The organism is Roseofilum sp. (assembly GCF_982964205.1).
Genome location: NZ_CEZBFX010000151.1, coordinates 1 through 10,548, shown reverse-complemented (window position 1 = coordinate 10,548; position 10,548 = coordinate 1). Strand labels below are relative to the sequence as shown.

The 10,548-nt window shown below is 44.6% G+C and carries 12 protein-coding genes; 5 read left to right on the top strand and 7 right to left on the bottom strand.

Annotated features, from left to right (window positions below; genetic code table 11):
* Positions 1-17: 17 nt before the first annotated feature.
* The 3 genes from AC3A14_RS22645 to AC3A14_RS22635 all read right to left on the bottom strand — a co-directional run bounded on the left by AC3A14_RS22645 (position 18) and on the right by AC3A14_RS22635 (position 1,802).
* Positions 18-329, bottom strand: coding sequence for a small RNA NsiR4-regulated ssr1528 family protein (locus AC3A14_RS22645; RefSeq protein WP_318735505.1), 312 nt, complete (start codon positions 327-329; stop codon positions 18-20).
* Positions 330-482: 153 nt separating this feature from the next.
* Positions 483-1,526 (bottom strand): DUF2325 domain-containing protein, encoded by a 1,044-nt coding sequence (locus AC3A14_RS22640; protein ID WP_318735502.1) that lies wholly within the window; start codon positions 1,524-1,526, stop codon positions 483-485.
* 99 nt (positions 1,527-1,625) lie between these two features.
* Positions 1,626-1,802: a hypothetical protein gene (locus AC3A14_RS22635; protein ID WP_318735497.1), complete on the bottom strand. Its 177-nt coding sequence runs from the start codon at positions 1,800-1,802 to the stop codon at positions 1,626-1,628.
* Between AC3A14_RS22635 and AC3A14_RS22630 the strand changes: the two genes are divergently transcribed.
* From AC3A14_RS22630 to glgA, 4 genes are all read left to right on the top strand, one after another.
* Entirely contained in the window at positions 1,801-2,979 is a 1,179-nt protein-coding gene (locus tag AC3A14_RS22630) for an aldo/keto reductase (RefSeq protein ID WP_318735494.1), read from the top strand. The genes AC3A14_RS22635 and AC3A14_RS22630 overlap by 2 nt on opposite strands.
* Positions 2,980-2,999: 20 nt before the next feature.
* Positions 3,000-4,178 (top strand): aldo/keto reductase, encoded by a 1,179-nt coding sequence (locus AC3A14_RS22625; protein ID WP_318735491.1) that lies wholly within the window; start codon positions 3,000-3,002, stop codon positions 4,176-4,178.
* A gap of 102 nt (positions 4,179-4,280) precedes the next feature.
* Entirely contained in the window at positions 4,281-5,402 is a 1,122-nt protein-coding gene (gene recA / locus AC3A14_RS22620) for a recombinase RecA (protein ID WP_318735488.1), read from the top strand.
* 237 nt (positions 5,403-5,639) lie between these two features.
* On the top strand, positions 5,640-7,115 hold the full coding sequence (gene glgA, locus AC3A14_RS22615; RefSeq protein ID WP_318735485.1) for a glycogen synthase GlgA: 1,476 nt from the start codon (positions 5,640-5,642) through the stop codon (positions 7,113-7,115).
* Between the two features lie 467 nt (positions 7,116-7,582).
* Here glgA and AC3A14_RS22610 read toward each other — a convergent pair whose 3' ends face one another.
* From AC3A14_RS22610 to AC3A14_RS22595, 4 genes are all read right to left on the bottom strand, one after another.
* Positions 7,583-7,804 carry a DUF4327 family protein gene (locus AC3A14_RS22610; protein WP_318735482.1) on the bottom strand — a complete coding sequence of 74 codons (222 nt, stop codon included), beginning with the start codon at positions 7,802-7,804 and terminating at the stop codon, positions 7,583-7,585.
* Positions 7,805-7,933: 129 nt separating this feature from the next.
* Positions 7,934-8,875 carry a ribonuclease Z gene (locus AC3A14_RS22605; RefSeq protein ID WP_318735479.1) on the bottom strand — a complete coding sequence of 314 codons (942 nt, stop codon included), beginning with the start codon at positions 8,873-8,875 and terminating at the stop codon, positions 7,934-7,936.
* A gap of 83 nt (positions 8,876-8,958) precedes the next feature.
* Positions 8,959-9,366, bottom strand: a complete 408-nt coding sequence (locus AC3A14_RS22600) for a GFA family protein (protein ID WP_318735476.1) — start codon at positions 9,364-9,366, stop codon at positions 8,959-8,961.
* A 98-nt stretch (positions 9,367-9,464) separates the two neighbouring features.
* Positions 9,465-10,124, bottom strand: a complete 660-nt coding sequence (locus tag AC3A14_RS22595; protein WP_318735473.1) for a peroxiredoxin-like family protein — start codon at positions 10,122-10,124, stop codon at positions 9,465-9,467.
* Between the two features lie 222 nt (positions 10,125-10,346).
* Here AC3A14_RS22595 and AC3A14_RS22590 point away from each other — a divergent pair, with 222 nt between their 5' ends.
* Positions 10,347-10,508 (top strand): hypothetical protein, encoded by a 162-nt coding sequence (locus tag AC3A14_RS22590; protein ID WP_318735470.1) that lies wholly within the window; start codon positions 10,347-10,349, stop codon positions 10,506-10,508.
* Positions 10,509-10,548 lie beyond the last annotated feature (40 nt).

Genomic DNA, 10,548 nt, shown 5'->3' with positions numbered 1-10,548 from the left:
TGTACCGCAAAGCCGTCCTAAAAGGACGGGGTTTTCAACCCATTTTTCTGATAAAAGCGGATTTCTTTCTCCTTTAATGGGGCAAAGTCGACATCGAGTAACTTTTGATTGAGTTCATCTTGAGGTAAATGCTTGGCTCCGATGCGAACAATGCGCGATCGCATCGTATTACTGACTCCACTGCGTTGGCGATTAGCTTCCAAACCCATAACGTTATGATATAACTCTAACTTGGCTGGGGGAATGGGACTGCCATCTAAATCAATCCCTTGGGCGATCGCCACATCCACTGCATGCGCACCCGTTATTTTCTGTTCTTCTGAAGCCATTTTTATCATTACCTTCACATTAAAATCAGCTTACAATAGGCCAAAATATAGAGTCAAGCGTTGAGCGCAAGTTTTATAAGGTTAGCTTTTATAGTACGAAGCGCTAGAAAATAGGAAATAATCACCCATTACCAGCGCACAATGCCCTAAAAACTAGGATTTAGTAGAATTATTTAACCGACGAGCTAAAAGTCTTGATTTTAAAGCTATCTCAATTCTTTCCAAAACCTTGGTCATCCCTGTAGTATTAATCATTTCTGGGGTAAGATCCACATTTTGAGCGGCTTGCATGGCTTTTTCTGTTAGAGCATGGCTAGCATAACCCGTAATAATTAAAACTAAATCAGCACTGGCGATATGACTTTCCATTTGTTGAGCCATTTGTAAGCCATCTTGAGCTGTACACCAATTTAAGTCCACTTTAGATGCTCGCAGGCGATTCTTAACTGCTGTTGCTAATTTATCATGGCCTCCAAATACCACAACTTTCCCCTCCAAAAGCATGTAGGGATTCGGTTGTTTTTCCGATACCCGATGGCGAGTTTTGGGCTGAACATTACGAGGCAATTCTACCCTGGCTCGGTTTTCCAGGGCTTTTTCGTAGATAAAATTTAGGGTTTGTTCATGAGAGCCTCGCAAGCGAGCAACGGGCCCTTCTTTGCTATATAAATTAATTTGATGAATGAGGGATTCAATCACGTCTTCTAACGCTTGAATCGCTTTGAGGTCTTGAATATAGGGGCGAATGGCAACGGCCGCATCGGTAGCACTATAAAAGTCTTCTTGTTCGGCAATCATATCGAGCAAATCGGCTTTTAATTCTTGCCGCCAGCGATAGGTTTGCTCGGCTAATTGTTCATCGAGTAAGCGTTCTTCATTCAGAATGAGTTGGCGATCGGCCACTTGGGCAGCTAAAATAGGGGCTTCTTCAAGTTGTTGACGTAAATCAGCGGCTTTTTCTTCTAACTTTTGTCGGGTAACACTATCGCCTAAACTGAAATTATCAAAGTCAGTGAGGGTCTTTTCTACATCTGCTAATAAAGGTTTCAGTCGTTTTTCAATTTCGGCCACAGCAGATTGAACCTGTTCATCCCGTTGTTGCTCTAAACGGGTCGCTTCAAGTTCAAGTTTGGCTGCTGATAATAAGTCTTGAACTGAGTTTTCTAAATGATCTAATTCTGAGATATCCATATTCATGATCGATTGAAGATAGGTAAACGTTACTGGGGTCTGCCTTGGATGTGTCCAACCTGCGCCGTAACCATCCAAAAGAGATATTAAGTTTATCTTATGATCTTATCGTTGATTGCGGTCAGACTGGTAAGTTAGCTTTAACTGTTTATGTCTTCTGGCGATCGGTGTTAGGATGAGTGGGGAGTGGGTAACATTTGGAGAAAAGGAGTGTTGGTTCGCGATGAAGGCGATCGCTCCATTTTCCCAGACCCTCTGAATCCGATCAACCCCATCAATCATGCAGTATCGACGATTTGGCAGAACCGATATCCCGATGCCTGTCTTCTCCTGTGGAGGAATGCGCTATCAATACAAGTGGCAAGATAAGGCTCTATCGGAGATTCCAGAAGATAATCAGAAAAATCTAGAAGCGACCATTCGCCGTGGGTTAGACTTGGGAATTACCCATATCGAAACGGCTAGGGGATATGGTACATCAGAGCTACAATTGGGTCAGATTTTACCGAAACTGCCCCGCGATCGGTTCATTATCCAAACGAAGGTTTCTCCCAAAGCCGACCCCGAAGTTTTTCGCCAAAACCTCGAAACTTCCCTTCAGAACCTGCAACTCGATACCATCGATCTGTTAGGCATTCACGGAATTAATACTCAAGAGATTATCCATCAAACGGTTCGTCCTGGAGGCTGTTTAGAGGTGGCTCGCGAGTACCAAAAACAGGGCAGAATTCGTTTTATTGGCTTCTCCACTCATGGCCCTACGGATATAATTACCCAAGCGATTGAAACCGGTGAATTTGATTATGTAAACCTCCATTGGTACTACATTAATCAACGTAACTGGCCGGCTATTGAGGCGGCTCAAAGGCATGATGTGGGGATGTTTATCATTAGTCCTTCGGATAAAGGAGGACAACTCTATAAACCGCCGCAAAAACTGGTAGATCTTTGCGCTCCTCTGAGTCCGATGCTGTTTAATGACTTGTTTTGTCTGAGTCATCCCCAAGTCCATACCCTGAGTTTAGGCGCAGCCTGTCCGAGTGATTTTGACGAGCATCTAAAGGTATTATCCCTGTTAGATCGGGCGGATGAAGTCTTAACACCTATTCTGAGTCGTTTGCAAGAAGCGGCGATCGCCACTTTAGGAGAAACTTGGTACAAAACTTGGCATGTTGGCCTGCCCACTCCCGAACAAACTCCCAACCAGATCAATATTCACACCATTCTTTGGCTCAGGAATCTAGCCCTAGCCTACGATTTAGTCGAATATGCCAAAATGCGCTATAACCTGCTCGGTAATGGCAGTCACTGGTTTCCCGGCAATAAAGGCAATAACCTTAATGTTGACCTAGCTCCCTGTTTAGCCAACAGTCCCCACGCCGATATTATTCCCAAACTGCTCCAAGAAACCGACCAATTGCTTGGTGGGCAAGAGGTCAATCGCCTATCCCAGTCGTGAGATTGATTAAAAATTAAAATATGCAGTATCGACGATTTGGCAGAACCAATCTGCCGATGCCTATCTTCTCCTGTGGAGGGATGTGGTGTCACTACACCTGGCAAGATACCCCCCGATCCAAGATTCCAAAAGATAATCAGAAAAATCTAGAAGCGACCCTTTGCCGTGCTTTGGAGGTGGGAATTACTCATATTGAAACGGCTAGGGCATATGGGACATCAGAGCTACAATTGGGTCAAGTTTTCCCAAAACTGCCCCGCGATCGCCTCATTGTGCAAACCAAGGTTTCTCCAAAGCCAGATCCGGAAATCTTTCGCCAAAACCTGGAAATTTCCCTCCAGAACCTACAACTCGATATGATCGATTTATTGGCTATTCATGGAATTAATACTCAAGAGCTGATCGATCAAACTTTGCGTCCTGGGGGCTGTTTAGACATAGCCCATCAATACCAAAAACAGGGCAGAATTCGCTTTATTGGCTTTGCCACCCATGGCCCTACGGATATAATTACCCAAGCCATTGAAACCGGTGAATTTGACTATGTAAACCTCCATTGGTACTACATCAATCAAACCAACTGGCCAGCTATTGAAGCAGCTCAAAGCCAGGATATGGGTGTATTTATCATTAGTCCTTCAGATAAAGGGGGGCAACTTTATAAACCGCCGCAAAAATTGGTGGATCTTTGCGCTCCCCTCAGTCCGATGCTGTTTAATGACTTGTTTTGTCTGAGTCACCCTCAACTGCATACTTTGAGCTTAGGTGCAGCCCGTCCGAGTGATTTTGACGAGCATTTGAAGGTCTTACCCCTGTTAGATCGGGCTGATGAGGTCTTACCACCAATTCTCAGTCGTTTAGAAGAGGCGGCGATCGCCACTTTAGGAGAAACTTGGTACAAAACTTGGCATGTTGGCCTGCCCACTCCCGAACAAACCCCAAACCAGATCAATATTCCCACCATTCTTTGGCTCAGGAATCTAGCCCTAGCCTACGATTTAGTCGACTATGCCAAAAGGCGCTATAACTTGCTCGGTAATGGCAGTCACTGGTTTCCTGGCAATAAAGGCAATAACCTTAACGTTGACCTAGCTCCCTGTTTAGCCAACACTCCCCACGCTGATATCATTCCCGATCTCCTCCGAGAAGCCGACCAATTGCTTGGTGGGCAAGAGGTCAAGCGCCTATCCCAGTCGTGAGCAATTAAAAATTAAAAGTTAAAAATTAAAAATTACGTCTGATGTTGGCGTGAGATTGTCTACAATAGGAATCAATGATGAAGTTTACGTCAACATACTCCTATGCCTGCAAAAACCAGCGAAAATTCCGATAAACAGAAGGCCCTCAAAGCCGTTCTCACCCAGATTGAGCGTAGTTTTGGTAAAGGTGCAATCATGCGCCTGGGTGATGTGGGGCGCATGAAAGTAGAAACCATTCCCACGGGGGCGCTCACCCTAGATTTAGCCCTAGGGGGAGGGTTACCCAAAGGGCGAGTGATTGAAATCTATGGTCCAGAAAGTTCAGGGAAAACCACCTTAGCACTCCATGCCATTTCTGAAGTCCAGAAAGGGGGAGGTGTAGCCGCCTTTGTGGATGCCGAACATGCCCTAGATCCCACCTATGCCTCAGTTTTGGGTGTCGATATTGAAAACTTGCTCGTTTCCCAGCCCGATACGGGAGAAATGGCTCTAGAGGTGGTCGATCAGTTGGTGCGATCGGCTGCAGTTGATATTGTGGTAGTAGACTCCGTCGCCGCTTTAGTCCCTCGCTCAGAAATTGAAGGCGATATGGGAGATGCGCCCATGGGTGCCCAAGCCCGGCTGATGAGCCAAGCTATGCGTAAAATCACGGGTAATATTGGTAAGTCAGGCTGTACTGTGATTTTCCTTAATCAACTGCGGCAAAAAATTGGTGTTGTTTATGGCAATCCTGAAACCACTACTGGCGGTAATGCCCTCAAGTTCTATGCCTCTGTGCGTCTCGATATCCGACGTATCCAAACTTTGAAAAAAGGTTCAGAAGAATACGGGATTCGGGCAAAAGTGAAAGTAGCCAAAAACAAGGTTGCTCCTCCGTTCCGGATTGCCGAATTTGATATTATTTTTGGTAAAGGGATCTCCTCCATGGGCTGTCTTTTGGATATTGCCGAAGAGACTGGAGTGATTACCAAAAAAGGCGCTTGGTACAGTAAAGATGGTAATAATATTGGCCAAGGACGAGATAATACCATTCAGTATATGCAGGACAATCTTCCGTTTACTCAAGGGGTGGAAAATCAGGTTCGCCAGAAACTCGATATGGGAGCGGTAGTTTCTGCGAACTCTGTAACCCCAGTCAGTGAGGAAGATGCTAATGGACTAACTAATGGTGGTGATTTACCCGATCTCAACGTTGATCTTGAAGAGGAGGAGTTAGAATTGTAGCCAACCTACAGTGAGTAGTGTAGGTTGAATTGGTATTGGGTGTCGTTCCTCAACCCAACCTACACTCTTACGCCCAAAATTAAGCTTGCCAGCCCACTACCCCTCTGCCATTACCTATTACCTATTACCCCATTGGTTTTGGTCACAGCCTGCGGTACTCTAGATCCGGTGAGTCTATCTCAGAATTACTCTTATTTCACGTCCCCTTGACAAGATGTTACAAAACTAATCGCAAACATGAAAATTTTATTTGTTGCCGCAGAAGCAGCACCATTGGCTAAAGTGGGTGGTATGGGTGATGTTGTTGGTGCCCTGCCCAAAGTCTTACGAAAAAAGGGTCATGATGTGCGGGTTTTCATGCCCTATTATGGTTTTTTACCGGATAAAATAGATATCCCAGAAGAACCGGTTTGGAAAGGAACAGCAATGTTCCAAGATTTTGAAATTTATCAGGCTTTTTTACCTAAATCTGATGTGCCGCTCTATTTGTTTGGCCATCCTTCTTTTTCGGGGCGCAATGTCTATTTTGGTGAGGATGAAGGATGGAGGTTTACATTATTTGCGAATGCGGCTGCTGAGTTTGCTTGGAATTATTGGCGACCCAGTATTGTCCATTGCCATGATTGGCACGCAGGCATGTTGCCGGTGTGGTTGCATGAAACGCCAGATATTAATACTGTGTTTACGATTCATAATTTGGCCTATCAAGGCCCTTGGCGTTGGTATTTAGACCAAATTACTTGGTGTCCATGGTATATGGAAGGCCATAATACCATGGCGGCAGCCGTACAATTTGCTAATAAGGTGACGACGGTTTCGCCCACTTATTCGGAACAGATTAAAACCTCAGAATATGGTGAAAATTTAGAGGGTTTACTCTCTTATGTGAGCAGTAAAAGTATCGGTATTTTGAATGGCATTGATACGGAAAGTTATAATCCCCAAACGGACAGATATCTGTATCAGAATTTTAATGCAGATACGTTGGAAAAACGCCCGATTAATAAGGTCTCTTTACAGGAAGAAATTGGCTTGGAAGTCAATAAAGGGGCGTTTTTAATGGGGATGGTTACCCGGTTAGTTGAGCAGAAGGGGATCGATCTGGCGCTACAAATTCTGGATCGGTTTATGGCATATACGGATGCTCAGTTTGTGTTGTTGGGAACGGGCGATCGCTATTATGAAACGCAAATGTGGGATTTGGCTTCCCGCTATCGGGGACGGGTTTCGGTTCAGTTGCTCTATAATGATGCCCTGGCTCGACGCATTTATGCAGGATGTGATGCGTTCTTAATGCCTTCTCGGTTTGAGCCTTGTGGTATTAGCCAAATGTTAGCGATGCGTTATGGTTGCATTCCCATTGTGCGTCGTACTGGCGGTTTGGTGGATACGGTGAGCTTCCACGATCCGGCGAAAGAGTTAGGAACTGGGTATTGCTTCGATCGCTACGAACCCCTAGATTTGTTTAGCTCTATGATTAAGGCGATGGAAGGCTTCCGATATAAGGAATATTGGAAAAAACTGCAACAGCGAGCGATGCGCCAAAATTATAGTTGGGATCTTTCAGCAGATCAGTATATCAAGATCTATGAGGAAATCTTCCCGGATGCTCCTTCTCCGCCTCCTCCGGCTCCTAAACCACAGGAAGAAGAAGAAACCAAAGAAACCCCAGCAGAAGAACCGAAGCCTTCTGCTGGGAGTACCAGTTTATAGTTTTTTGTTTCCTGAGAACGAAGAGACTCTCTGATTCAATTTCTGATGCAATTCAGAAGAGTCTCTTTTTCATGGAGTTAAGGGAAACAGTAGGAGATGTTGTCCCATTTCTGTTGAAAACTTGTCATTAACCAAACCTTAAAAAAGGAAAGGGTAAAAGCTGTTTTTGCCTTATCTCTCTTGCTTTTACCCCTTGCTTCAAATCTAGTTAACCTGAATTTGGAATAAACAGCGACTCTTTCCTAAGAGTGCGCTCCTATACGAGGGAACGACTCATTGAACGTTACTGGCATCAGATCGAGTCAATCGAGTGTGCGCTCCGAGCAACCACTCCTTACGCGAGGGGTCTGGGGAACGCTCTTGTTCCCCAGTAGGGGGTTTGGGGGACTAATCCCCCAAAGAGATCTCGCACTCAAGCCCAACCCATCATTATTATTCCTTCTCCCCTTATCCCGAACTCAGGTTAGTTAGTCTTCTCTCCAGTCTTCTCTGCCCAGTAAATCAACAATGCGATCGCGCAGTAAATATCCGTGGTTTTCTAGTTCTAATTCTACAGATTTCCATTCTCGACTGGGAATATAACGGCACAAACTGTAAATAGGCTGTAATCTCTCGACGAAACCCACATCAACTAAATGACGGGCTTCATCTTTAATCATGGTGATTGAGTATTGCAGAGTTGGCATCATAATCCACACCTTTTATCTTATCGGTACAGGGTCGTAATAACACAGGTTAAGTATAAATACTTGAGTCTTTTGCTTCATTCTCCTATTGTGAGGGATATTGGGTATTTTTCCGCAATCTCTTTATGATTTTTAATGATTGGATGTTTGGCGAGCAATTTCATAACTGAGAAAATCATGGGCCATATCCGTTTCGGGAAAAATTGCCCGTGCTTCAGTTAATAAATCTTCCAATTGTAGGGCGTTCCCTGGGGCATATCGGGGACTAAAATGGGTGAGCATTAATTGCTTAACTTTGGCGGCTAGGGCAACTTGAGCAGCCATAGTAGAGGTAGAATGGAGGCGATCGTAGGCGAGTTGGGCATCTTGATGGGCAAAGGTAGATTCATGTACCAGTAAATCAGCACTTTGGGCTAAGTCTACTGCTCCTTCACAAAAGATAGTATCGGTGCAATACACAAAACTTCTGCCCACTTGAGTGGGGCCACAAAGTTTGGCACCGTGAATTTTGCGCCCGTCAGGGAGCGTAATCCATTCTCCTTTTTTCAGTTTGCCATAGAGAGGGCCGGGGGGAATGCCGAGAGATTGAGCGCGAGCGACATCAAAGCGTCCTGGACGGTCTTTTTCTTGCACTCGATAGCCAAAGGCGGGAACTTTATGTTTTAAGGGGCCGCAGATGACGCGATATTCTGCATCTTCATAAATTACACCGGGTTCTACAGTATGCACCTTAACTGGATAGGAAAAGTGGGTTTGGGAATAGCGGATACATCCTTGCAGGTATTCGCTCAGTTTGGGGGGGCCATAAATATCGATTTGCTCCATGCTTCCGGCTAAACCACAACTGGCGAGTAAACCCATTAGGCCAAAGATATGATCGCCATGCATGTGGGTAATGAAGATCCGCCGAAGTTGGCTAACTTTGAGGTCGCTGCGTTGGAATTGGTGCTGAGTCCCTTCTCCGCAGTCAAAGAGCCAGAGTTCAGACTTTTGAGGAAGACGAAGGGCGATCGCCGAAACATTACGCGATCGCGTAGGGACACCGGAGCTAGTTCCAAGAAAAGTTATTTGCACGCTAGGGTATCAAGGGGACTGCTTTCTCTATTTTAATCGAAGAGGTATTAAAGTGGGTTTCATTTACCCGTAACTTTATCAATTTAATTGTTAAGTATTGAATCCATAAATTCTTCACCGGTTAGTCGTGGATGATCGCCGGCTAAATCATAGAAGTGGGGCTTTTGGTCAATGAAGATTTCTCCGGCCAGCTTGAATTGGGTTGAATCATCAAATGTGCCCATCCAAAGCATATACTGATCTGCTTCTTTCAAACGATAGAAAAGATGAGTCCCACAACGACTACAAAATCCTCGCTCTGCCCATTCTGATGAATCAAATCGACTGATATTTTCCTCTCCTTCAAATGTGACTTGACCAACACTCACCGCAAATGCAGGGCCACCTGTCCATCGTACACAGATGTTGCAGTGACAAGTATGAACATCGGTTTCCATCCCTTCGGCCGAGTAGGTAACTGCACCACACTGGCAATGTCCTGTTGCTTTCATGGGAACTCCCTGAAATATTTTTTTCACTCTCAAGTGTACCCTTAAAGCGCTATGCGCTGGTAATAAGTCAATAGGTAATGAGTCAATTGTGTTTTTCTTTAAGATTGCCCATTTTTAAGAGAGCGTAACGTTTTTATAATGTCACGAGGGTCAAGACGCTGAGTGTAATCTGCATTAATAAAAGATAGGGCTACTTTGCCATCTTGATCGATAATGTAGGTGGCTGGAATAGGTAATTCAAAAGTTTCATCACCATTGTAAGCCGGAAGATCGATGTCAAAGCTTTGATAGATGACTCGGAGAGATTCTGGTAAGCGAAAGACTAAACCATAGCTTCGAGCGATGGAATTACCGCGATCGCTGAGAACATCAAATGTGAGTTGATTTTGGTCAACTGTGCCAGATGAATGATCAAAGGTTTGAGGTGAAATGGCAACGAGAGTCGTTCCTAGATCTTTTAAGTTGGGAGAGATGCGCTGGAGAGCTTGTAATTCTAGGTTGCAAAACGGACACCATTTCCCTCGATAGAAGGAAATGACCACTGGTCCGACTTTAAGTAACTCACTGAGGGTGATGGTTTTCCCCATTGTATTCGGTAAAGAGAAGTCGGGAGCCAAGTCTCCGTTTTGACAGGCTTGCTCGATAATCCCAGAGTTCTGTAATTCTTCAGTTGCTTCCTTGAATCTGGCTTTAATGCTTGCAGAGAGGTTAGCAAAAACAGCTTGGGATGTCTTATTTAAATTTTCGGTTAAACCCATAAATATCCCTTGATTAGCTCACTATCTTGTCTAGAATACTGGATTAAAATTAATCTAGGGTGAGAAATTCTAGAAGTTTTAGTATCCCTGGCTACTCAAATCCCAATAGGCTGGTTTCTTCCTTTCCCTGTCAAGGCCCAGCAGGTAGCGCTATAATTTACATCAGGTCTAAATTAAATCAAAATTTTCCCCATTCCCTCATTACCCCACCTCTCACTTCCAATGTTACAACCGGAACAAGTTTTATCGGTTCAATCGACTTCTTCCCAACCTCTAGAGTACCAGTTACACCGGAAATTGGGGCGGACGGCAGCAGGGAGGCAAACTTGGCTGGCAACAGATTTAAGGGTGAATGAACCGGTAACCCTTAGAGACTGTTTATAAAGAAAAGATAAAATAAAGTAAGGAGAACTCAAAAAACAGA

Coding starts and splice junctions, on each gene's coding strand:
- AC3A14_RS22595 (WP_318735473.1), bottom strand. CDS start 10,124: ATGGGTTTAACCGAAAATTTAAATAAGACATCCCAAGCTGTTTTTGCT.
- glgA (WP_318735485.1), top strand. CDS start 5,640: ATGAAAATTTTATTTGTTGCCGCAGAAGCAGCACCATTGGCTAAAGTG.
- AC3A14_RS22635 (WP_318735497.1), bottom strand. CDS start 1,802: ATGATTGATGGGGTTGATCGGATTCAGAGGGTCTGGGAAAATGGAGCG.
- AC3A14_RS22590 (WP_318735470.1), top strand. CDS start 10,347: ATGTTACAACCGGAACAAGTTTTATCGGTTCAATCGACTTCTTCCCAA.
- AC3A14_RS22645 (WP_318735505.1), bottom strand. CDS start 329: ATGGCTTCAGAAGAACAGAAAATAACGGGTGCGCATGCAGTGGATGTG.
- AC3A14_RS22640 (WP_318735502.1), bottom strand. CDS start 1,526: ATGAATATGGATATCTCAGAATTAGATCATTTAGAAAACTCAGTTCAA.
- AC3A14_RS22610 (WP_318735482.1), bottom strand. CDS start 7,804: ATGATGCCAACTCTGCAATACTCAATCACCATGATTAAAGATGAAGCC.
- AC3A14_RS22630 (WP_318735494.1), top strand. CDS start 1,801: ATGCAGTATCGACGATTTGGCAGAACCGATATCCCGATGCCTGTCTTC.
- AC3A14_RS22600 (WP_318735476.1), bottom strand. CDS start 9,366: ATGAAAGCAACAGGACATTGCCAGTGTGGTGCAGTTACCTACTCGGCC.
- recA (WP_318735488.1), top strand. CDS start 4,281: ATGCCTGCAAAAACCAGCGAAAATTCCGATAAACAGAAGGCCCTCAAA.
- AC3A14_RS22625 (WP_318735491.1), top strand. CDS start 3,000: ATGCAGTATCGACGATTTGGCAGAACCAATCTGCCGATGCCTATCTTC.